Raw genomic sequence first — 21,602 nt, 5'->3', positions numbered from 1 at the left:
GGTGCCTGGTGAGACACGCGCGCGGTACGGCCGGTTTCGCTCCGGACCCGATTCCGCCCCTTTTCAGGGGAGTTCGGGCGGGTTCATCCCGTTGCTCAGACCTTGGCTTCCACCGATGGCTCGCTGCCCTGCCCGTTCTGCCCGGGGATGTGGCCGATCCGGCGGTTGCGCATGATCGACGAGATCAGCGCGATGCCGATGAAGCCGACACCGACGAGGCCGGTGACGATCTCCGGGACCTCCCACTTGATCGAGAAGACCAGGATGCCCGCCAGCGCGCCGATCGCGTAGTGCGCACCGTGCTCCAGGTACACGTAGTCGTCCAGCGTGCCCTGGCGCACCAGGTAGACGGTGAGCGACCGGATGTACATCGCGCCGATGCCGAGGCCCAGCGTGATCCACAGCAGGTCCTGGGTGATCGCGAACGCGCCGACGACGCCGTCGAAGGAGAACGACGCGTCGAGGACCTCGAGGTAGAGGAACATGAAGAACGCGGCCTTGCCGGACGCCAGCACGAGCGGCTTGGCGCTGCCGGACTTGGCGCCCTCCTCCGCCTCGTCCTCGTCGTCGTCCCCGCCGACCCCGTGCGACTCGAAGTAATCGGACAGTCCGCCGACGCCCAGGTACGCGATGAGGCCGAGGACACCGGCCACCATCACGGTGCCCTCCTTGCCCTCCGGCGCCAGGTGCTGCGCGGCGAGGACCAGGCCGACCAGGGCGATGAGGGTGGACAGCACCTCGAACTTGCCGAGCCGTGCGGTGAACCGCTCGACCGGGGCGATCCAGTTGTGCTCGCGGTCGTCGAGCATGAAGTCCAGGAAGATCATCAGCAGGAAGATGCCGCCGAACGCCGCGATCGCGGGATGCGCGTCGTGCAGGTAGTCGGCGTACGTCATGCCGTCGATCATCTTGTTCTCATGGAACGCGAGATCGATGACGTCCATGGGATTCAGCGACGCGGTCACGCTGACGATGGCCAGCGGGAACACCAGCCGCATGCCGAAGACCGCGATGAGCACGCCGACGGTCAAGAAGATCTTCTGCCAGAAGGCGTTCATCTTCTTGAGGATCGTGGCGTTGACGACCGCGTTGTCGAAGGACAACGAGATCTCCAGGATGGACAGGATCAGGACGACGCCGAATCCTTCCGCCCCCCAGAAGATGAAGGCGACGGCCAATCCCGCCAAGGTCACGGCGAATGACCAGCCGAAGGTACGGAGCAACACGGAGGGATGGTCCCTTTCTCGGGTTGTCGGGCAGGAAGAACGGAAGGACGGGTGGCGCCGGGGTACTGCCCCCCTGAAACGACTATGGGCCGGTCACCGGGGTGACCGGCCCTGACTGGTCGTCACTGAACGCTGACGCCGAAGTCGAGAGCGATCCCCCGCAGCCCCGAAGCGTACCCCTGGCCGACCGCGCGGAACTTCCATTCTCCCTGGTATCGGTAAAGTTCTCCAAAGATCATGGCAGTCTCGCTTGACGCATCTTCCGTCAGGTCATAACGCGCAAGCTCGTTCCCGTCCGCCTGGTTCACGATGCGGATGTACGCGTTGCGCACCTGCCCGAACGTCTGCCCCCGGTTCTCGGCGTCGTAGATCGAGACGGGGAACACGACCTTCTCCACGCCCGCGGGCACGAGCGTGAGGTCGACCATGATCGTCTCGTCGTCGCCTTCGCCCTCGCCGGTGAGGTTGTCGCCCGTGTGTTCCACGGAGCCTTCGGGGCTCTTGAGGTTGTTGTAGAAAACGAAGTAGTCGTCCCCGAGCACCTTTCCGGCGCCGCCGCACAGCAGGGCGCTGGCATCGAGGTCGAATGCCGCACCCGTAGTCGCGCGCGCGTCCCAGCCGAGACCGACCAGCACCGTCGTCAGGTTCGGCGCGGCCTTCGTCAGCGAGACATTGCCGCCCTTTGCGAGGGTGACCCCCATGTGTTCCTCCTGCTTCGCTTGGTCCCCGATCGAAGCCTAGTCAGACGCCCTGCACCGCGTCTCGACCCCGTCCCGGCTCAAGGGATTTCCCCCAACCGGCATTCCGGCCGGCGCCGCACGCGAACGCCTTTGCCATCGGACGGCATAGTTGCGGTGTTGCGCAATCGCGCTACGAAATCGATACGGAATTGCGGTAATCGACGGAAGAAAGCAGGACGCCCGCCGGCGCACGGCCGGCGGGCGTCACCTTGCAATTGTGCTGCGGCACCGTGCGGCGCCGCGGTCCGGCGGACGTCAGACGTTGACGCCGAAGTCCTGCGCGATGCCGCGCAGGCCCGAGGCGTAGCCCTGGCCGACCGCGCGGAACTTCCACTCCGCGCCGTTGCGGTACAGCTCGCCGAAGACCATCGCGGTCTCGGTCGACGCGTCCTCGGTGAGGTCGTACCGCGCCAGCTCGTTGTTGTCCGCCTGGTTGACGATGCGGATGAACGCGTTGCGGACCTGGCCGAACGACTGCTGGCGGGTCTCCGCGTCGTAGATCGACACCGGGAACACGATGCGCTCGATCTCGGTCGGGACACCCGCGAGGTTGACCTTGATCGCCTCGTCGTCGCCCTCGCCTTCACCGGTGAGGTTGTCGCCCGTGTGCTCCACCGAGCCGTCGGGGCTCTTGAGGTTGTTGAAGAACACGAAGTTGCTGTCCGAGGCGACCTTGCCCGTGTTGTTGAGCAGGATCGCGCTTGCGTCCAGGTCGAAGTCCGTGCCGGTGGTCGTGCGGACGTCCCAGCCCAGGCCGACCAGAACGGCCGTCAGGCCCGGGGCCTCCTTGGTCAGGGAGACGTTGCCGCCCTTGCTCAGGCTGACTCCCACGAGTCCTCCATAAGTTCGTGGAGACCGCCGCGGCGGCGATGCTCCGGGATTTGCCGTATACGGCTGGACAACGATCCGATCCTAGTCACGAGTTCCTGGTGCCGTTGTGATCTGACGGGTGTCGCGCGCGCGAACATTTCCGCGCGGCCAATCGTTCCTGCACCTGCCCCCGAACGGGCCGTGAAAACGCCGTGCCCGGTCCGGTGCCCCGAGGGGCGCCGGACCGGGCACGGCGGGAGACCGGAGCGACCGGAGAGGTCGGAGGGGTCAGATGGAGCCGAGCGCCTTGACGTACTCGTTCAGGTCGCGCGCGTCCGGCAGCGCGTTGACGACGGTCCAGCGGACCGTGCCTTCCTTGTCGATGATGAAGGTGCCGCGGACCGCGCAGCCCTTCTCCTCGTTGAACACGCCGTAAGCCTTGGAGACCTCGCCGTGCGGCCAGAAGTCCGACAGCACCGGGTACTCCAGGCCTTCGCGCTCGGCGAACACCTTCTGGGTGAACATCGAGTCGCAGGACACCGCGAGGAGCTGGGTGTCGTCGTTGACGAAGGTCGGCAGCTCGTCGCGCAGCGCGCACAGCTCGCCGGTGCACACGCCGGTGAAGGAGAACGGGTAGAAGAGCAGGACGACGTTCTTGCTGCCCTGGAAGTCGGAGAGCTTGACGACCTCGCCGTGCTGGTTCTTCAGCTCGAAGTCGGGGGCCTTGCTGCCGATCTCGACGGCCATGGTGCGGTCCTTTCGACCTGCGGATTTCCAACCGCTGCGATGTGACGGTGTCGCGCCCCGGAAGGGGCTTCACGCCCACAGTCTGGCACCAGCCCCGCACCGGCCCGCACGGGTGACCACCTGATGACCATCGGGCCGCCACCCGCCCGTAGCCCCGCGCCCCCGACGGTCCCGGCGGGCGAGGCCGCGCAGGCGGCCCCGGCCCACGACCCGCCGCACCCCCACCAGCGCACCGCCGCCCGGGTCGTCGACGGACCCACGCCACCCCGCACCGGGGCCAGGAGGGCGGTCGGGCGGTCGGTATGTTCGCGTGCGTGTGCGTGGAGGCACGTTCGGGCGAGCTCGGTCGGTGAGCAGGTCCTGCGGTCGGCGAGTTCGTGTGCGTGTGTGTAGGAGCCCTGTCGGGACTGCGTTCGGGGTGGGGCCCGCTTGGCTCGGAATTGTCCAGGGAAGGATGGGGGGCATGCCCGCGACCGCTCACCCGCACGACGCCGCCGCCGACGACGAGCCCGGCGCCGCGCACCCCGGCCCCGACCGCCCGGCCCCCGCCGGCCAGGGCCCGCGTGGCGCGGCCGATCTGCCGCTCGGTGAGCAGCGCGAGCGCGCGCTCGCCGCGTGGGACGCGTTCCGCCGCACCGCCGCGGACGCCGACCCGGACGCGCCGTCGCGGCTGCCCGGCTGGACCGGCCGGGACGTCGTCGCGCACCTCGCCTCGTGGCCGGAGGAACCACTCCTCACCCGGCTCCTCGCCGAGGCCCGCGGGGAACGCCCCGCCGCGGCCGAGCCGCTCGACCAGGACGCCGCCAACGCCGCGCTGATCGCCGCCCACCGCGACGCGACCCGGGACGACCTGCTGGCCGCGCTCGACGCCGGACGCGCCCGCATCGATGACGCCTTCACCGCCGTCGCCGCCGACCCCGGGCTCGGCACCACGCCCACCGGCTCGCAGGTCGGCCCCGTCCCGCTGCTCACCCAGCTCGGCGCGATCGCCTACGAACTGGCCGTGCACGCCCTCGACTTGGCCCCCTGCGGCGCCACGAAGCCGGACCCCGCACTGCTCGACGCCGGGCTGCTCGCGCTCGCCGACATCACCGGCGCGCTGGCCGCCCGGCACGGCGTCGCCGCCGACACCGCGCTGGCCGGTCCGGACGGCGGCTGGGCGTTCGCCGCGTCCGCGGACGGCTGGACGGTCCGCCGGGTCGCCGCCGACGAGCGCGGCATACCGGCCGTCCGCGGCGCGTCCACCGCGCTGCTGCTGGACGCGTCGGCGGGCCGCCGGTCGGTGCCGCCGCTGCTGGTCAAGCGCGACCTGCGGCTGGACAACCTGGCCGGCCTGCTGGCCCTGGCGCCGCTGCTCGACCACGTCCCCGGCCTGCCCGGCGGCCCCGCGCTGCGGGTCGCGGCCGGCTGGCTCGGCGGGATAGGGCGCACCATAAGCCGCTTGCAGCGCTGACCCGCCCCGGGCCGGCCGCCGGTATGCGACGAGGCCCGCGGCCGATCCGGATCGGATCGGCCGCGGGCCTCGTGGTGTTCCGCGTCGGGACTACCGCTTGCCGCTGCGCGCGGTCTTGGGCGCCACCAGACGGGTCGCCGACCAGTCCTTGGTGGCATTGGCGGATGTGGTGCGGGCCAGGCCCGCCGTCGGGGCCGCTTCACCGATGTCCGCGGGATCGACGTAGCCGTCGCGTCCGGTCTTCGGGGTCAGCAGCCAGATGTGACCGCCGTCCGTGAGCGTGGTCAGGGCGTCCACGAGGGAATCGACGAGATCGCCGTCCTCATCGCGGAACCAGAGGAGCACGACGTCGGCGACGTCCTCCTCGTAGTCCTCGTCGACAAGCTCGTTTCCGGTGACCTCCGCGATGGCTTCGCGCAGCTCCTCGTCAACGTCGTCGTCGTACCCGAGTTCCTGGACCACCTGTCCGGCCTCGAAGCCAAGCCGGGCAGCCGGATTGGCCTTCTCCTCCGCGTGGTCCGCGGTCGCGCTCACGAAGTGACCTCCCATGTTCGGCCCCGCAGGTTTCCGGAGCTGTGGCCGTAGTCCACACGCGCCGGGCTGTTCGCGCAAGTACCCAGGTCACGCCACCGCCCAAACACCACCCCGACGGGTATCGGGGTGGTGCCGGTCGGGCCGGCCGGGTGCCGGACGCGTCTCGGAAAAGTGTCGGGGGGTCACCAGCCGTGCCGCTGGTGCTTGGGCATCGCGTTCGGCGTGGGTGCCGAACCCGGCAGCGGGCGTCCCAGCGCGTGCCGCACCGCCGCGGTCTCGACCTCCGCATCCGGTCCGGGGAAGATCAGGCCGGTGTGGCCGTCCTCGAAGCGCACCACGTAGGGCGGACCGCCGTCCGGGCCGCGGACCTCGAGGATCTCGCCTTTCCGGTCCGCTTCGCCGACGTGGTTGCCGTGGACGTGCAGCCGGTCGCCGATGGTCGCGTGCATCGGAACTCCTTCCGCCGAGGATGCCTGGTGTGTCCCCCGCCGCGGCATCCGTACACCTCCCAGACAACTACGCCGGTGCTTCGGAAGAAAGAGGCCGGGCGTAATGTTCTAGGCGGTTGACAGGTGTGGATACCCCGCACCCGTCGACCGCCGCGTGTGGCACCCGGCGACAGCCGGGGTCAGGGCAACGCCGCCCCTCGTCGCGGTAGCCGGGAAAGCCGAAGAGGCAGGGATACAAAGGTCCACGAGATCGAAGCGGCAGATATGGGCACGTGTGGGCGCTACCTGCGCATCCACCGGGTTCATTACTGATCGGTAGAGATGACGGATACGGCGTCCGGGTACCACGATGGAGGCGGCGCGACACCGCTCATTGGCGGCCGACGCGCGGGATCGCCGGGACAACTCCGGGCATCCCGGGCCCGGCCGATGATCGCTACATCTACCGATATGCGAAGGAACAGCGTGGCATCCGGACGAGAGCGCTTCTCGATCATCAGTGACGGCCTCCCGAGCCAGCTCCCGGACATCGACCCCGGGGAGACCGGGGAGTGGCTGGAGTCGCTGGACTCCGTCATCAACGAGCAGGGGCGGCAGCGCGCCCGCTACATCATGCTCAAGCTGCTCGAACGCGCCCGCGAGCGGCAGGTCGGTGTGCCTGCCCTGCGCAGCACCGACTACATCAACACCATTCCGCCGGAGAGCGAGCCGTGGTTCCCCGGTGACGAGGACATCGAGCGCCGCATCCGCGCGTTCATCCGCTGGAACGCGGCCATCATGGTGTCCCGCGCCAACCGGCCCGGCCTGGGCGTCGGCGGCCACATCGCGACGTACGCGTCGTCCGCCAGCCTGTACGAGGTCGGCTTCAACCACTTCTTCCGCGGCAAGGACCACGGCGAGAGCGGCGACCAGATCTTCTTCCAGGGCCACGCCGCCCCCGGCATCTACGCCCGCGCTTTCCTCGAGGGACGGCTGACCGAGGAGCACCTGGACGGCTTCCGCCAGGAGCACTCGCAGGCGCCGTACGGCCTGTCGTCGTACCCGCACCCGCGGCTCATGCCGGACTTCTGGGAATTCCCGACCGTGTCGATGGGCCTCGGCCCGCTCGGCGCGATCTACCAGGCCCGGTTCAACCGGTACCTGCTGCACCGCAACCTCAAGGACACCTCGCGCAGCCACGTGTGGGCGTTCCTCGGCGACGGCGAGATGGACGAGCCGGAGTCGCTGGGCAACATCGGCCTGGCGGCCCGCGAGGAGCTGGACAACCTCACCTTCGTCATCAACTGCAACCTGCAGCGGCTCGACGGCCCGGTGCGCGGCAACGGCAAGATCATCCAGGAGCTGGAGTCGTACTTCCGCGGCGCCGGCTGGAACGTGATCAAGGTCGTGTGGGACCGCTCGTGGGACCCGCTGCTCGCGCAGGACACCGACGGCGTGCTCGTCAACAAGATGAACACCACGCCGGACGGGCAGTTCCAGACGTACGCGGTGGAGTCCGGCGGCTACGCCCGCGAGCACTTCTTCGGCGACGACGCCCGGCTGCGCAAGATGGTCGCGCACATGTCGGACGACGAGCTGCGCAAGCTCGGCCGCGGCGGCCACGACTACCGCAAGGTGTACGCGGCGTTCAAGGCGGCACGTGAGCACACCGGCCAGCCGACGGTGATCCTCGCGCAGACGGTGAAGGGCTGGACCCTCGGTCCGAACTTCGAGAGCCGCAACGCGACGCACCAGATGAAGAAGCTCACCAAGGCCGACCTCAAGATGTTCCGCGACCGGCTGTACCTGCCGATCTCGGACCAGGAGCTGGAAGCCGACCTGCCGCCGTACTTCCACCCGGGCGACAAGTCCGAGGAGATGGAGTACATGCGGGAGCGCCGCGCGGCGCTCGGCGGTTCGATGCCGCAGCGCGTGCTGCGCGCCAAGCCGGTCAAGCTGCCCGGCGACGACGTGTACGCGCCGATCAAGAAGGGCGCGCGGCAGCCGATGGCCACCACGATGGCCTTCGTGCGGCTCCTCAAGGACCTCATGCGCGACCCCGAGATCGGCAAGCGCTTCGTGCCGATCGCGCCGGACGAGTACCGCACGTTCGGCATGGACGCGATGTTCCCGACCGCGAAGATCTACAACCCGCACGGCCAGCGGTACGAGGCCGTCGACCGCGAACTCCTGCTCTCCTACAAGGAGTCGGAGAGCGGCCAGATGCTCCACGAGGGCATTTCGGAGGCGGGCTGCACCGCGTCGCTGATCGCCGCCGGGTCGTCGTACTCGACGCACGGCGAGCCGATGATCCCGGTGTACGTCTTCTACTCGATGTTCGGGTTCCAGCGCACCGGCGACCAGTTCTGGCAGATGGCCGACCAGTTGGCGCGCGGCTTCGTGCTCGGCGCCACCGCGGGCCGGACCACGCTGACCGGCGAGGGCCTCCAGCACGCTGACGGGCACTCGCAGCTGCTGGCGTCGACGAACCCGGCGGTCGTGGCCTACGACCCGGCCTACGCGTTCGAGATCGCGCACATCGTCAAGGACGGCCTGCGCCGTATGTACGGCTCGTCGGACGAGCACCCGCACGGCGAGGACGTCTTCTACTACCTGACGGTCTACAACGAGCCGATCGACCAGCCGGCCGAGCCGGAGAACGTCGACGTCGACGGCATCCTCAAGGGCCTGTACCTGCTCAAGCCCGGCGAGCCGCGGGACGGCGCGCTCAAGGCGCAGATCCTGGCGTCCGGCGTCGGCCTGCCGTGGGCGCTCGACGCGCAGCGCATGCTGGCCGAGGACTGGAACGTCGTCGCGGACGTGTGGTCGGCGACGTCGTGGAACGAGCTGCGCCGCGAGGCCGTGGCGTGCGAGGAGCACAACCTCCTGCACCCGGAGGAGGAGCCGCGGATCCCGTACGTGCAGCGCGTGCTGGACGGCCGTCCGGGCCCGGTGCTGGCGGTCAGCGACTGGATGCGTGCGGTGCCGGACCAGATCGCCCGCTGGGTGCCGAGCGACTTCAGCTCGCTCGGGACCGACGGCTTCGGCTTCGCGGACACCCGCGGTGCCGCGCGGCGGTTCTTCCACGTGGACGCCGAGTCGGTCGTGGTGGGCGTGCTCAGCGAGCTGGCGCGCCGCGGCGAGGTCGACCCGGGCACGGTCAAGAAGGCCATCGACCGGTACCAGATCCTCGACGTCAAGGCGGCCGGGGTCGGCACGGTGGGCGGGGACGCCTGACCGGTCACGGTGACTGCCTGAGCTGAACGCGAGAGCCCGGAGCGCATGGCGCGCTCCGGGCTCTCGGCCGTTTTCGCGCCGATGTTCATGCACTACGCGCGTCATCCGTTATCTGAATTTGACATTCCGAGCATCCCCCCACCGGTCCACATGATGGGAAACTGCGACTCGATCTCGGCGCGGGTGAACAAGTGTCCGAGTCGATCTTTGTGTACGTCAGTCCCCGATCGGCGCTGTTCCGCTCCCTCATGGAGGACCCCGATGACTGCACACTCGGCGCGCCGCCGCATATCCGCGGCCGGTGCCGCGCTCGTGGCCGGCGCGCTGCTCCTCACCGCCTGCGGCGACGACGGCGACAGCAAGCCGCCCGTGGACAAGTCCGCACCGCTGTACGCGAAGGTGCCGGAGAAGTACCAGAAGGCCCAGGTCATCAAGGTGGGCTCGGATGTGGCGTACGCGCCGAACGAGTACTACGACTCGGACGGCAAGACGATCATCGGGATGGACCCGGACATCGCGGCCGCCATCAGCAAGCAGCTGGGCATCCAGCTCCAGTTCAAGAACCAGTCGTTCGACGGCCTGATCACGTCGCTCAACTCCAAGCGCATCGACTTGATCATGTCGTCGATGAGCGACACCAAGGACCGCCAGAACGGGGTCGACAAGGACGGCAAGAAGGCCGGGCCGGGCGTCGACTTCGTGGACTACTTCAACGCGGGCACGTCGATCCTCGTCCAGAAGGGCAACCCCAAGGGGATCAAGACCCTGGACGACCTCTGCGGCCAGACCGTGGCGCTGCAAAAGGGCACCACGCAGGAGGAGATGGCCAACAAGCAGCAGGAGAAGTGCGCCGCGGCGGGCAAGGGCAAGATCGACCTGCTGACCTTCGACAAGGACACGGACGCGCTGCTCCAGCTCAAGCAGGGCCGCTCGGTCGCCGACATGAACGACTTCCCGGTCGCCGCCTACAACGCGCAGACCGCCAACAACGGCGGCGACTTCGAGGTGGTCGGCGAGCAGCTGGAGGCCGGCCCGTACGGTGTCGCGCTGCGCAAGGACGACACGCAGCTCCGCGACGTCGTCAAGGAAGCGCTCGAGAACATCGTCAAGAGCGGCGAGTACACGAAGATCCTGGAGGCGCGGAAGCTGACGCAGGGTGCCGTCACCCAGATCGCCGTCAACGGCGGCTGACCGGATCGTGAGAGGCAAGCACCCGTGGCTCCTTCCTTCGACAAGGGTTCGGCCGGCGGACCGCCGGCCGAACCCGGCCCCCAGGTCCCGGTAGCTCCCGGCGCCGGGCCCGTGCCGATCAAGGCGATCCCGGTTCCGCACTACGGACGCTGGATCGCCGCCGTCGCGGTCATCGCCGTCCTGGCGCTGATCGGCATCGCGTTCTCCAACGCGGACATCAACTACGGGGTCATCCCCGACTACCTGTTCTCCGACGCCATTCTCGAAGGCGTCAAGAACACCGTCGTCATCACCGTGCTGTCGATGGTGCTCGGCCTCGTCCTGGGCGTGATGTTCGCGGTCATGCGGCTGTCCGAGAACCCGGTCACCAGCACCGTGGCATGGCTGTACATCTGGTTCTTCCGCGGCACGCCCGTCCTCGTGCAGCTGCTGCTCTGGTACAACCTGGCGTTGATCTTCCCGACCTTCGACATCGGCTTCTACAGCGAGCCGATGACCGAGCTGATGACGCCGTTCCTCGCCGCGCTGCTCGGTCTGGGCATCAACGAGGGCGCCTACATGGCGGAGATCGTGCGCGCGGGCATCCAGTCGGTCGACGAGGGCCAGACGGAGGCCTCGCAGGCCTTGGGCATGAGCGGCTCGCTGACCATGCGGCGGATCGTCCTGCCGCAGGCGATGCGCGTGATCATCCCACCGACCGGCAACGAGTTCATCAACATGCTGAAGACGTCGTCGCTCGCGTCGGTGATCACCTACGAAGAAGTCATGCGCAAGTCGCAGGACATCTACAGCCGTAACCTCGCGACGATGGAACTGCTGTTCGTGGCCTCGATCTGGTACCTGTTCCTGACCAGCGTGTTCAGCGTCGGCCAGTACTACCTCGAACGGCACTACGCCAAGGGCTCGCAGCGCGAGCTGCCGCCCACCGTGTTCCGGAAGATCAGGGCGACCGTGTTCTCGGTCCGCAGGCCGGCGGTGCAGCGATGACCAGTGCGCAACCTGTGGTGCTCGCCGAAGGCGTCCACAAGTCCTTCGGGCTCAACGAAGTGCTGCGCGGGATCGACCTGCAGGTGCTGCCGCGGGAGGTGTTCTGCCTGATCGGGCCGTCCGGCTCCGGCAAGTCCACGTTCCTCCGCTGCATCAACCACCTGGAGAAGATCAACGCCGGGCGGCTGTGGGTGGACGGCGAACTGGTCGGCTACCGGCAGAAGGGCGACCGGCTCTACGAGCTCAAGGACTCCGAAGTCGCGCTGAAGCGGCGGGATATCGGGATGGTGTTCCAGCGCTTCAATCTGTTCCCGCACATGACCGCGCTCGGCAATGTCATGGAAGCGCCCGTCCAGGTGAAGAAGCAGACCAAGGCGGTCGCGCGGGAGCGCGCGCTGCGGCTGCTCGACCGGGTCGGGCTCGCGGACAAGGTGGACTCCTATCCCGCGCAGCTCTCCGGCGGCCAGCAGCAGCGCGTCGCCATCGCGCGGGCGCTGGCGATGGAGCCGAAGCTCATGCTGTTCGACGAGCCGACGTCGGCGCTCGACCCCGAGCTGGTCGGCGAAGTGCTCGACGTGATGCGCGGCTTGGCCGAGGACGGCATGACGATGATCGTGGTGACCCACGAGATGGGGTTCGCCCGCGAGGTCGGCGACGCGCTGGTGTTCATGGACGGCGGTGTCGTCGTCGAGTCCGGGCATCCGCGCGAGGTGCTGACGAATCCGCGGCACGAGCGGACGAGGGCGTTCCTGTCGAAGGTGCTGTGAGTCGAAAGGTCCCGCGCGGGAACGCGGACCGGGTCAGGCGTAGGCGATCTCGTGCTTGTCCCGGTCCGCGGCCGCGAACGCCAGCAGGCGCCGGCCTTCGGCCTCGACGGCGTCGCGGTGCGGCTTCAGGACGTCCTTCGGCTCGGGGCCCGAGCTGACGAGCAGGGTCGCGGTGTCCTTCGTGCGCTCGATCCGCCAGGCCGCGCGGTGGAAGCCGTCGGCCAGCACGCCGCCCCACAGCATGTTGAGGTTGGCCGTGCCCCACTGCTGCCACTCCTTCGACAGGGCGCGGCTGCGGTCGTCGTGGGACAGGGTCAGGTTGTCGAAGTCGGCGATGAACCGCACCGGCGCGGGGGTGTCGGCGTCCGGCCGCGGCGCGTCGGGCAGGTCGAACAGTTCGCGCCCGGCCTCGTCGCGGAACACCGCGAGCCGCGGGCGCAGCCGGTCGAGCACCGGCTTGAGCCGGGTCAGGCCGGACCACACCTGCACGTCCTTGACGGACGCCGGGCCGAACGCGCCGAGGTAGCGCAGCACCATCGCGTCGACCGACGGCTCGGACGCCACCGGCCGCCCGAGCCAGTGCTCGGCCGTGGTGTGCGCGACGGCGCCGCTGCGTCCCCACAGCCCGCGCGGCGGCACCTGCACGAGCGGGGCGTGTGCGCGCAGCGCCTGCGCCAACGCTGTCGGCGCCGCATCCGGCCAGCGCTCCCCGAGGTAAGCGCCGACGGCGGCGAACGTCCGCGCCTCCTCCTCGATGTACTCCCGGCCGAGGCGCACGAGTTCGTCGAGGTCGGCGGAGCCGTAGCCCTTGCCGTGCGACCCGCGCGTCATCCGTTCCAGAACCGGCGCGATGATCGGCCGCCAGGCCAGGCAGTCGTCCGCGGTGACCGTGTGGATCGTGCCCCGCATCAGCGCGATCCGCACCACCTGCCGCGACGTCATCAACCCCACGAGTTCTTCGGGGTCGAAGTCCTCGATCCGCGTCCACAGCGTGAAGTACGACGACATGGGGTGCTGGGCCTGCATTCCGGCCAGGTGCCCGACCATCTCCGACGCCGGCATCCGCACCCGCGCCAGCAGGTGCTGCCGCGCCAGCGTGGCGCGGTTCAGTTCACGGAGGGTGAGGGTGCGCGGTGCGTCGGTCGGCATGCTCCGACTCTAGGGGCTGTCCCGAAAACGCATACGCGCCGATTCGACGGACGCGCAAGGCATCCTGTCGTCGCCGGGCGGAACGCAGTACAGTCGCGCACGCCCGAGGCGCCGAACCGGCAGAAGCGGAGGTCGCGCACGTGCCCGAGAAACGTCCGGAGCACCTTGTCGAGATCGTCCTCCCGCGGACCGTCGGCCAGGGTGGGGCAAACGAGGTCGTCCGCAACGGGCAAGACGGGGCTGTCGTCCGCGCCGCCACAACCGCGCCCGCCGGCGATGCGTTCGACCTCCGGGTGCTCGACGAGAACCTGACGCGGTCCGCCTTGGCGACGACGCGTCCCGGCGTCTTCCCGCCCGCCCCGCTCACGTCGGTCCTCCCGACGAACTCGTTCCTGCACGACGAACTGACGCCGTTGCCCGAAGCGACGAGTCCGGCGGAGTACGACGGGCAGCTGGAAGCCCTCATCGAGAGCCACGCGCAACTCGCTCGGGAAAGCATCGACGCGGCACGCGAGTTGCGTCCGCACCAGCAGAAGTCGCTGGAGTATCTCGCGGACCTGACGTATACGGTCTACGACCGCCTCCCGTTGGCCAACGCCGCCGAGGCCGACCACTTCGAGGTGGCGCGTGCCGACGTCGTGCGCGTTGCCTCGGTCGTGCGGACGCTCATCGGCGGCGCCACGATGCGCCGACTCGGTTTGGCACGCGCGCAGCAGCTCAGTCGCGACCTGTCGACCATGACGCCGGAGGCGGTCCGCGCCACGTCGAAAGGACCCTGGGTGGTGGCGCACGGCGATCCGACGCTGGGCAACCTGATGACGGACAAGCACGGACGATTGGTCCTCAACGACTACGACCTCGCGTTCGTCGCACCGGCCCCGCACGCGGCCGCGCACACCTGGGCGACCCTGCGCCTGCGAGCCCCGCACGAACCCTCCCCCGCACGCCGACGCCAGTTCTTCTCCCAGGTGCCGGGCGCGAAGACGGCGGAGCGGTGGGGTTTGCCGAGTCTGTACGAAGAGGTCGAGATCCAACGGTCCGCGGAGTCCGATGTCGCGCGCGCGGCACTCGGCCAGTTGCCGCTGGAGACCGCCTGGCTGAGCCTGCGCAGCGCCAACGGCGGGACCCTCGGTTTCGACGAGTTCCGGGCCGTCATGGAATCCACGGCCGGGCGAATGCCGCAATCCGCCCCGTATTTCCCTTTCCTCGGACTGACCACGCAGCCGAAGACGCTCGACGGCCGACGCGCCACGGCGGCTGGGGCCGATCCCACGACGCCGCTCGAGGCGCGCCTCTCGCTCCTCCAAGCCGTGGACGAAGCCGCGTCCGACGAGTCCCGGGTCCCTGCGGAGGTGCGCGAACAGAATGACTTGTTCCTGGCCATGGCCCGCGAACGTCTGGCGGCAGCCGCGCCCGGCACGGTCCTGCTGCCGGAGTTGGTGGCGCGGGTGCGGGACGCACGCCAGGTGACCATCGTGGAAGTGGGCGGCCGCACCCTGTACCGCGGCGCCCCACCCCGATACGACCGCCAGGCGGACCAGCGCAAGGAACGGTGATCGCGACGCCTGCCGATGGCTCCGCGCTATTTGACCGCCCCCGCCATCACCCCCTGCACGAAGTGCCGCTGGAAGGCGAAGAAGACCGCCAGCGGGACGACGAGCGATAGGAAGGCGCCTGGGGCCAGGACCTCGATGTTGGCGCCCATCGCCCGAGTCTGGGATTGCAAGGCGACGGTGAGCGGCTGGGAGTCGGCGTCGGCGTAGATGAGCGCGACGAGCATGTCGTTCCAGACCCACAGGAACTGGAAGATCGCCAGGGACGCGATGGCCGGGAGGCCGAGCGGGAGGACGACACGGAAGAAGATGGTGAGGTCGGTGCCGCCGTCCATGCGGGCGGCTTCGAGGAGGTCGCGGGGGATGCCGGCGAAGTAGTTGCGGAGGAGGAAGACCGCGAACGGCAGGCCGAAGGCGACGTGGAAGAGGACGACGCCGGTGATCGTGCCGAAGAGGTGGGTCTCACCGTAGAGCTTGGAGATCGGGATCAGCGCGACCTGGATCGGCACCACCAGGAGGCCGACGACGACGAGGAACAGCCAGTCGCGGCCGGGGAATTCCAGCCAGGCGAAGGCGTAGGCGGCGAGTGAGCCGATGAGGATCACCAGCACGGTGCTGGGCACGGTGATCCAGACCGTGTTGAAGAACGCCTTCATCATGTCGTCGTTCGACAGCAGCTTGTCGTAGTTGTGCCAGGTCAGCTGCCCGGGGTGGGAGAAGACCTTCCACCAGCCGGACGCGCCGGTGTCCTGCGGATCGCGCAGCGACGACACGAGCAGTCCGAACGTGGGCACCAGCCAGAACAGCGCGACGACCACCAGCCCGACCGACACGAGGCCGCCGCCGGTGCGGGCGACGATCCGCGACGCGATCCCGCGTTTGACGGCTCCGCCGCCGGTGTCCGCGGCGGCGGGCTTGGCGACCGCTTCGACTGCCGGGCTCGTCACCGGTTCTCCTTCCGGAAGCGGCGGATGTTGAAGAGCATCGCGGGCAGCACGAGCAGGAACAGCACGATGCCGATGGCGCTGCCGAGGCCCTGGTTGTCGCCGCCGCCGAACGACGCGAGGTACATCTGCAGCGCCAGGACGTTGGCCTCTTTCTGCGACGACCCGAGCGAGATGATGTAGACGAGGTCGAAGACTTTGAGGACGTTGATGATCAGCGTCACCATCACCACGACCAGCACCGGTGCGAGCAGCGGCACCGTCACCCGCCGGAAGACCTGCCCTTCGGTCGCGCCGTCGACGCGGGCCGCTTCGAGGGCGTCGCGGGGGATCGCGGCGAGTCCCGCGGCGATGAGCACCATCGCGAAGCCGGCCCACATCCACACGTAGGCGCCGATGATGGCCCCGGTGACGAGGTTCGGCCCGAGCCAGTCGTAGCCGCCGAACGACTTCGCGAAGTTGCCCTCCGCGAGGCGCAGTTGCACGCCTCCCCCGGCGACTGCGCGGTCGGGGATGCGGAACGAGCCGTCGGCCGCGGTCGTCGCCGAGGCGACGGTGTGCCCGTCGCGCACGGCTTCGACACGGACACCCGGCAGCCCCTTCTCCCCCGGGTCGACCTTCCCCGGAGTACCCGCGTTGCCCGGGCTGAAGTCCAGCCACACCACACCGGACAGCCCGCCCCCGGCGGCCGCGGGTGCGGCCGCCGGGCGCGCGTCGGACGGCATCTTGTCCGGGGGCAGCGCGACCAGCGGCAGCGTCACCGAAGCGCCCGCGGAATAGGCCGCCTTGGTGACGAACCCGCCGCCTTCCGCATCGAGTCCCGCGTTCGGCCGCGGCCGCGCCCCGGGGTACGGGGCGCCGCCGGAGAACGCGTCGTGCACGGAGACGATCGCCGCGTTGGCGGCGCCCTTGTCCGGGTCGCGGTCGTAGACCAGCCGGAAGGTGATCCCGGCGGCCAGCATCGACACGGCCATCGGCATGAACACGACCAGCTTGAACGCGGTAGCGAACCGCACCCGTTCGGTGAGCACCGCGAACACCAGTCCGAGCGCGGTGACCACCGCGGGCACCACGAGCACCCAGATCAGGTTGTTCTTGAGCGCGGTGAACGTGTCGTCGTCGGTGAACAGGTCCTGGTAGTTCCCCAGGCCGGCGAAGTCCGACCAGCCGTCCGCGCCGAACAGGCTGCGCACGAACGTCCACACGATCGGATAGGCGACCAGCACGCCCAGCATCACGACCGCGGGCAGCAGGAACAACCACGCGAGCAGCGCCCCGCCGCCGAGGCCGCGCCGCTCGTCAGGCGGTGCGGCCCCGGGGGCGGTTGTGCTCGCCGGGGACGGGATCGTCGCTTCGGCCATGGCGTCCCGTCGCCTCAGCCGCTGCCGAAGGCCTTGGCGGCGTCCGCCTCCAGCTTGGCCTGCGCACCCTGGACGTCCGACGGGTTGCGCAGGAAGTCCTGGAGGTCGCGCCACTCGCCTTCGCCCTTGGTGCCGCCGAACGCGGACGGCGCCTGGTCGGACATGTCGAACCGGAAGCCGTCGCCCGCCGCGATCAGGTTCTGCGCGATCGCCCGCGTGGCGTCGTCGTGGTACGACGCGAAGTCGAGGTTCTTGTTGGGCGACATGTAGCCGCCCTGCTGGGCCCAGATCTGCGCGGCGTCCGTGGTGGCGAGGAACTTCAGCAGCGCCATCGCCCCGGGGCTGTCCTTCATCGCGACCGCGACGTCGCCGCCGGTGACCACGGGCGGCTTGCCGGTGCCGACCGCGGGGAAGCCGAAGAACTTGGCGTCCTGCCCGATCTTCGCCTTGGTGTCCTTGATGATGTTCGTGCCGACGAAGTCCGCGCCCGGCAACATGCCGGCCTTCGGGGTGTCGCCGAACACCTGCGGCACGGACGCCGGGAACTCGGTCTGCAGCGCGCCGCCGGTCCCGCCCGGGAACCAGTCGCCCTTGCCCCACACCTGCGCGAGGGTCTGCAGCGCCTGCGCCACCGACGGGTCGGTCCACGGGATCTGGTGCTTGGCCAGCTTGTCGTACATGTCGGGGCCGGCCTGGCTGAGGTAGACGTTCTCGAACCAGTCGGTCAGCACCCAGCCGTCCGCGCCGCCGGTGGCGAACGGGGGCGTGCCGGAGTCGGAGACCAGGCCGGCGGTCTTGAGCAGGTCGTCCCACGTCTTGGGCTCGGCCGCGCCGGCGTTCCCGAAGACCTTGGCGTTGTACCAGACCAGCGACTTGTTGGCGGCCTTGTAGTAGACGCCGTACAGCTTGCCGTCGTTCGTCGCGAGGGTCTGCCACTGCGTCGAGAAGTTCTGCTGGACGGTCTGCTGCACGTCCGACGCGAGCGGCTTGATCCAGCCCTTCTGCGCGAACTGCGTGAGTGCGCCGGGCTGCGCGAGGAACGCCACGTCCGGCGGCGCGTTGCCTTCGACGCGCTGGCCGAGGAACGTCGCGGCGCTGTCGCCGGTCGGCACGTACTCGGTCTTGGCGCCGGTGCGCTTCTCGAACTCGGCCAGCACTTTCTTGAACGACGCCTGCTCGTCGCCGGTCCACACGGCGGCCACCTGCACCGTCGTGCCCTTCAGATCCGGCAGTGCCACGCTCGGGCCGCCGCCACTCGGAGCCCCCGCGCTCGGAGTGTCCGACTTGCCGCCGCCGTCGTCGTCGCTGCACGCCCCCAGTCCGAGGGCCAGCAACGATACGGCCGCCAGGGCCCCCACGACTCGTCTCACGCTTGCTCGCCCTCCAGGATCGCCGTCGTCGAAGTAGCCGCGCTTCACTTGCCGGTCGGGTCGGTCGGGTCGCCTTGGTCGGTCGGGCCGTTCCGGTCGGTCGGGCCGCCCGGGCCCGGGACGGAGTCGCGGACGGACAGCCCCGTGTCCGGGTCGAAGAAGTGCAGGCGGTCGGTGGCCACACGCAGTCGGGTGCCTTCGCCTTCCCGGACCCCGGTGCGCGGCCCGAGCCGGGCGACCAGTTCGGAGCTGCCGGTGGCCGGGTCCGGGACCTGGTCGTCGGCGCCCGCGTCCGCGGCGAGTTCGTGGACTTCCGCGGTGACCGCGGGCGGCGCGTCGATCCGCACGTGCGCGTGCACCTCGGAGCCCATCGACTCGACGAGGTCGGTGTCGGCGCGCAGCACCGTCCCGTCCGGGACCTCGCCGGACACCTCGCCGAGGTCCTCGGGACGGATCCCGACGATGATCCGGCGGCCCGCATAGCCGCGCAGCGCCGGGCGGTCGACGAGCACCTGCGCCGGCACGGTCAGCCGCTGCGAGCCCAACCGCACCCGCAACTCGCCGCCTTCTTCCTCGAGTTCACCGGTGACCACGTTCATCGCCGGGGACCCGATGAAGCCCGCGACGAAAAGGTTCACCGGCCGGTCGTACAGCTCCTGCGGCGGCGCGACCTGCTGGAGGACGCCCTTCCGCATCACCGCGACCCGGTCGCCGAGGGTCATCGCCTCGACCTGGTCGTGGGTCACATACAGCGTCGTGACGCCCAGCTCCCGGGTCAGCCGGGCAATCTGCGCGCGCATCTGGACGCGGAGCTTGGCATCGAGGTTGGAGAGCGGCTCGTCCATAAGAAACGCCTGCGGTTCGCGGACGATCGCCCGGCCCATCGCGACGCGCTGCCGCTGGCCGCCGGACAGCTGGCGCGGCTTCCGCCCCAGGTGCTCCTCCAGGCCGAGGGTGCGTGCGGCCTCGCGGACCCGTTTGTCGATCTCGGCCTTCGGCAGCTTGCGCAGTTTCAGCCCGAAGCCGATGTTGTCGCGCACGTTGAGGTGCGGGTAGAGCGCGTAGCTCTGGAACACCATCGCCACGTCGCGGTCGCGGGACGGCACCCGGTTCACGACGCGTTCGCCGATCCGGACGGTGCCCTCGCTGATGTCCTCGAGCCCGGCGACCATCCGCAGCGCGGTCGTCTTGCCGCACCCGGACGGGCCGACGAGGACGAGGAACTCGCCGTGCGCCACGGACAGGTCGAGGCCCTCGACGGCCCGGGTGCCGTCCGGATACACCTTGCCGACCCCGTCCAAAACCACGTCCGCCACAGGACCCCCAGTAGGTGGTTCCGACCGACTGCCGCCTACCCGTGCTACGCCCGGTGACACGGTGGTCACAAGCCCCGCTGACGGGACCGAAGCCGATTCGTAACCTTGGCTTCACGCTATGTGATCATCGAGGCTACGCGCGTTGCGCTGCGTAGGCCGTCGGGCGGTACGGGACGGAAGTCGGCTGCGGCTGCCGTGGTTTCGGCCGGGGTCGGCCGCACGGCACGTCGCCGTGCGGGGAGAAACCGTCAGGCGCGGTCGTTGTGCGTCAGGGTCATTTCGGCGTAGCGGTCCCCGGCGACGCGGCCGGCGATCGGCTCCAGCGCGGCGATCTCGTCGGCGGTGAGGGCGAGGTCGGCGGCCGCGGCGTTCTCCAGGAGCCGGTCCGGGTTGGTGGTGCCGGGGATCGGCACGACGGGCAGGTGGTCGGCCTTGGTCCGGCCGTGCACCCACGCGAGGGCGACCTGCGCGGGCGTGGCGCCGTGTGCGGCGGCGATGTCCCGCAGCGGGGCGAGGAGTTCCGCGTTGGCGCGGCCGTTGTCGCCGACGAACCGGGGCTGGTTGCGGCGGAAGTCGCCGTCGGGCAGGTCGTCGAAGCCCGCGAACTTGCCGCTGAGGAAGCCGCGGCCGAGCGGCGAGTAGGCGACCAGCGCGGCACCGACCTCCCGCACCGCCGGCAGGACCGACGCTTCGATGTCGCGGGCGAACACCGACCACTCGGCCTGCACCGCGTGGATCGGGTGGATGCCCGCGGCGGCGCGGATCTCCGCGGCGGTCACTTCGGACAGCCCGAGGTAGCGGACCTTGCCGGCCTTGACCAGCTCGGCCATCGCCCAGACGGTCTCCTCGATCGGCACGGCCATGTCGCGGCGGTGCATGTAGTAGACGTCGATGACGTCGGTGCCGAGCCGCTTGAGGCTCGCATCGCACGCGGCGCGGACGTACGCGGCGTCCCCGCGCACCCCGCGCTCGCCCTCGGCGGCATTGCGGTCGATGCCGAACTTCGTGGCCAGCAGCGTCTTCTCGCGGCGGCCGGAGGAGCCGGCGAAGAACGCGCCGAGGAGTTCCTCGTTGGCGCCGGAGCCGTACATGTCGGAGGTGTCGAAGTGGACGACACCCAGGTCGTGCGCGCGGGCGAGCGTCGCCAGGGAGCGGTCGCGCTCCGGCTCCGCGGCGGCGTAGAAGTCGCTCATGCCCATGCAGCCGAGGCCCTGGACGGAGGTGAGCGGGCCGTCAGTGCCCAGCGTCGTGGTTCGCATCGTCGTCAGCCATCCCGTCGTCCGCGGCGTCGTCGCGGAGCCGCGTGTAGAGGTCGATCTTGTAGTCGAGGGCGTGCAGGCAGGCGGTCAGCTCGGCGATCCGGTCGCGGACGTCGGCGCGGTGCGCGACCAGGACGTCGCGGCGTTCGTCGACCGTGGCGCCGCCCTCGCGGGCGAGTTCGGCGTACCGGATCATGTCGGCGACCGGCATTCCGGTGCTCCGGAGTTTGCCGACGAAGTCGAGGAACGCGAGGTCGTTGTCGCTGTAGAGCCGACGGCCTGCCGTGCGGTATCCGCTCCGCGGAGCTTCCCGGCCGACCTGCGGGAGCAGGCCGATCCGTTCGTACCAGCGCAGGGTGTGCGCGGACAGCCCGGTGCGTTCGACGACCTCGCCGATCGGATACCGGCCGATCTCGGCGGCGGGGCCGGGATCGAGGACCGGAACCGGGTCGGCGGGGGACATCGGGCCTCCTGGGAGCGGGCGGCCTGGTGGGCCGCGGCTACGACGCTAGAGAGTTGGAGTGCGCTCT

The 21,602-nt window shown here is 69.8% G+C and carries 19 protein-coding genes; 6 read left to right on the top strand and 13 right to left on the bottom strand.

Features of this window, described 5'->3' with window-relative positions; all coding sequences use genetic code 11:
- Positions 1–95 precede the first annotated feature (95 nt).
- From ABEA93_RS01350 to ABEA93_RS01335, 4 genes are all read right to left on the bottom strand, one after another.
- Positions 96–1,226: a DUF475 domain-containing protein gene (locus ABEA93_RS01350; protein WP_345673332.1), complete on the bottom strand. Its 1,131-nt coding sequence runs from the start codon at positions 1,224–1,226 to the stop codon at positions 96–98.
- 122 nt (positions 1,227–1,348) lie between these two features.
- Complete coding sequence (locus ABEA93_RS01345; protein ID WP_345673331.1) at positions 1,349–1,927, bottom strand: TerD family protein; 579 nt, start codon at positions 1,925–1,927, stop codon at positions 1,349–1,351.
- Between the two features lie 294 nt (positions 1,928–2,221).
- Positions 2,222–2,797: a TerD family protein gene (locus tag ABEA93_RS01340; protein WP_345673330.1), complete on the bottom strand. Its 576-nt coding sequence runs from the start codon at positions 2,795–2,797 to the stop codon at positions 2,222–2,224.
- A gap of 267 nt (positions 2,798–3,064) precedes the next feature.
- Positions 3,065–3,523 carry a peroxiredoxin gene (locus tag ABEA93_RS01335; RefSeq protein ID WP_345673329.1) on the bottom strand — a complete coding sequence of 153 codons (459 nt, stop codon included), beginning with the start codon at positions 3,521–3,523 and terminating at the stop codon, positions 3,065–3,067.
- 463 nt (positions 3,524–3,986) lie between these two features.
- On the opposite strand from ABEA93_RS01335, the gene ABEA93_RS01330 reads away from it, so the two are divergent.
- On the top strand, positions 3,987–4,976 hold the full coding sequence (locus tag ABEA93_RS01330) for a maleylpyruvate isomerase N-terminal domain-containing protein (RefSeq protein WP_345673328.1): 990 nt from the start codon (positions 3,987–3,989) through the stop codon (positions 4,974–4,976).
- A gap of 90 nt (positions 4,977–5,066) precedes the next feature.
- Here the strand turns inward: ABEA93_RS01330 and ABEA93_RS01325 are convergent, their stop codons facing one another.
- Together ABEA93_RS01325 and ABEA93_RS01320 are read right to left on the bottom strand one after the other, a co-directional pair.
- A complete protein-coding gene (locus ABEA93_RS01325) occupies positions 5,067–5,510 on the bottom strand; it encodes a DUF3052 domain-containing protein (RefSeq protein ID WP_345673327.1) in 444 nt (147 codons plus the stop codon).
- Between the two features lie 182 nt (positions 5,511–5,692).
- A complete protein-coding gene (locus ABEA93_RS01320; protein WP_345673326.1) occupies positions 5,693–5,959 on the bottom strand; it encodes a DUF1918 domain-containing protein in 267 nt (88 codons plus the stop codon).
- Between the two features lie 450 nt (positions 5,960–6,409).
- Here ABEA93_RS01320 and aceE point away from each other — a divergent pair, with 450 nt between their 5' ends.
- The 4 genes from aceE (at position 6,410) to ABEA93_RS01300 (ending at position 12,120) form a co-directional block, all read left to right on the top strand.
- Entirely contained in the window at positions 6,410–9,175 is a 2,766-nt protein-coding gene (aceE, locus tag ABEA93_RS01315) for a pyruvate dehydrogenase (acetyl-transferring), homodimeric type (protein ID WP_425584767.1), read from the top strand.
- A 261-nt stretch (positions 9,176–9,436) separates the two neighbouring features.
- Positions 9,437–10,366, top strand: a complete 930-nt coding sequence (locus ABEA93_RS01310) for an ABC transporter substrate-binding protein (RefSeq protein ID WP_345673324.1) — start codon at positions 9,437–9,439, stop codon at positions 10,364–10,366.
- A 24-nt stretch (positions 10,367–10,390) separates the two neighbouring features.
- Entirely contained in the window at positions 10,391–11,353 is a 963-nt protein-coding gene (locus ABEA93_RS01305; RefSeq protein ID WP_425584766.1) for an amino acid ABC transporter permease, read from the top strand.
- Positions 11,350–12,120, top strand: a complete 771-nt coding sequence (locus tag ABEA93_RS01300) for an amino acid ABC transporter ATP-binding protein (protein WP_345673323.1) — start codon at positions 11,350–11,352, stop codon at positions 12,118–12,120. The genes ABEA93_RS01305 and ABEA93_RS01300 overlap by 4 nt, the downstream gene beginning before the upstream one ends.
- A 33-nt stretch (positions 12,121–12,153) precedes the next feature.
- Here ABEA93_RS01300 and ABEA93_RS01295 read toward each other — a convergent pair whose 3' ends face one another.
- On the bottom strand, positions 12,154–13,269 hold the full coding sequence (locus ABEA93_RS01295) for a winged helix DNA-binding domain-containing protein (protein WP_345673322.1): 1,116 nt from the start codon (positions 13,267–13,269) through the stop codon (positions 12,154–12,156).
- Between the two features lie 140 nt (positions 13,270–13,409).
- On the opposite strand from ABEA93_RS01295, the gene ABEA93_RS01290 reads away from it, so the two are divergent.
- Positions 13,410–14,825 carry a hypothetical protein gene (locus ABEA93_RS01290; RefSeq protein WP_345673321.1) on the top strand — a complete coding sequence of 472 codons (1,416 nt, stop codon included), beginning with the start codon at positions 13,410–13,412 and terminating at the stop codon, positions 14,823–14,825.
- 26 nt (positions 14,826–14,851) lie between these two features.
- Here the strand turns inward: ABEA93_RS01290 and ABEA93_RS01285 are convergent, their stop codons facing one another.
- The 6 genes from ABEA93_RS01285 to ABEA93_RS01260 all read right to left on the bottom strand — a co-directional run bounded on the left by ABEA93_RS01285 (position 14,852) and on the right by ABEA93_RS01260 (position 21,535).
- Positions 14,852–15,769 carry a carbohydrate ABC transporter permease gene (locus tag ABEA93_RS01285; RefSeq protein WP_425584765.1) on the bottom strand — a complete coding sequence of 306 codons (918 nt, stop codon included), beginning with the start codon at positions 15,767–15,769 and terminating at the stop codon, positions 14,852–14,854.
- Positions 15,766–17,127, bottom strand: coding sequence for an ABC transporter permease (locus ABEA93_RS01280; protein ID WP_425584764.1), 1,362 nt, complete (start codon positions 17,125–17,127; stop codon positions 15,766–15,768). The genes ABEA93_RS01285 and ABEA93_RS01280 overlap by 4 nt, the downstream gene beginning before the upstream one ends.
- 14 nt (positions 17,128–17,141) lie before the next feature.
- Positions 17,142–18,497: an ABC transporter substrate-binding protein gene (locus ABEA93_RS01275; RefSeq protein ID WP_345673320.1), complete on the bottom strand. Its 1,356-nt coding sequence runs from the start codon at positions 18,495–18,497 to the stop codon at positions 17,142–17,144.
- A 44-nt stretch (positions 18,498–18,541) separates the two neighbouring features.
- Positions 18,542–19,813 (bottom strand): ABC transporter ATP-binding protein, encoded by a 1,272-nt coding sequence (locus ABEA93_RS01270; RefSeq protein ID WP_345673319.1) that lies wholly within the window; start codon positions 19,811–19,813, stop codon positions 18,542–18,544.
- 248 nt (positions 19,814–20,061) lie between these two features.
- Positions 20,062–21,072 carry an aldo/keto reductase gene (locus tag ABEA93_RS01265; RefSeq protein WP_345673318.1) on the bottom strand — a complete coding sequence of 337 codons (1,011 nt, stop codon included), beginning with the start codon at positions 21,070–21,072 and terminating at the stop codon, positions 20,062–20,064.
- Positions 21,047–21,535, bottom strand: coding sequence for a MerR family transcriptional regulator (locus ABEA93_RS01260; RefSeq protein WP_345673317.1), 489 nt, complete (start codon positions 21,533–21,535; stop codon positions 21,047–21,049). Before ABEA93_RS01260 ends, ABEA93_RS01265 begins: the two co-directional genes overlap by 26 nt.
- Between the last annotated feature and the right edge of the window lie 67 nt (positions 21,536–21,602).

The sequence above is a fragment of the Yinghuangia aomiensis genome (assembly GCF_039542225.1).
Lineage (GTDB): Bacteria > Actinomycetota > Actinomycetes > Streptomycetales > Streptomycetaceae > Yinghuangia > Yinghuangia aomiensis.
Note: the sequence above shows the minus strand (reverse complement) of the source record. Positions and strands in the feature narration are given on the sequence as shown.

Excerpts from the sequence above, each read along its gene's own strand:
- ABEA93_RS01345 (WP_345673331.1), bottom strand. The coding sequence starts at position 1,927 with ATGGGGGTCACCCTCGCAAAGGGCGGCAATGTCTCGCTGACGAAGGCC.
- ABEA93_RS01335 (WP_345673329.1), bottom strand. The coding sequence starts at position 3,523 with ATGGCCGTCGAGATCGGCAGCAAGGCCCCCGACTTCGAGCTGAAGAAC.
- ABEA93_RS01330 (WP_345673328.1), top strand. The coding sequence starts at position 3,987 with ATGCCCGCGACCGCTCACCCGCACGACGCCGCCGCCGACGACGAGCCC.
- ABEA93_RS01320 (WP_345673326.1), bottom strand. The coding sequence starts at position 5,959 with ATGCACGCGACCATCGGCGACCGGCTGCACGTCCACGGCAACCACGTC.
- aceE (WP_425584767.1), top strand. The coding sequence starts at position 6,410 with ATGCGAAGGAACAGCGTGGCATCCGGACGAGAGCGCTTCTCGATCATC.
- ABEA93_RS01310 (WP_345673324.1), top strand. The coding sequence starts at position 9,437 with ATGACTGCACACTCGGCGCGCCGCCGCATATCCGCGGCCGGTGCCGCG.
- ABEA93_RS01300 (WP_345673323.1), top strand. The coding sequence starts at position 11,350 with ATGACCAGTGCGCAACCTGTGGTGCTCGCCGAAGGCGTCCACAAGTCC.
- ABEA93_RS01295 (WP_345673322.1), bottom strand. The coding sequence starts at position 13,269 with ATGCCGACCGACGCACCGCGCACCCTCACCCTCCGTGAACTGAACCGC.
- ABEA93_RS01280 (WP_425584764.1), bottom strand. The coding sequence starts at position 17,127 with ATGGCCGAAGCGACGATCCCGTCCCCGGCGAGCACAACCGCCCCCGGG.
- ABEA93_RS01265 (WP_345673318.1), bottom strand. The coding sequence starts at position 21,072 with ATGCGAACCACGACGCTGGGCACTGACGGCCCGCTCACCTCCGTCCAG.
- ABEA93_RS01260 (WP_345673317.1), bottom strand. The coding sequence starts at position 21,535 with ATGTCCCCCGCCGACCCGGTTCCGGTCCTCGATCCCGGCCCCGCCGCC.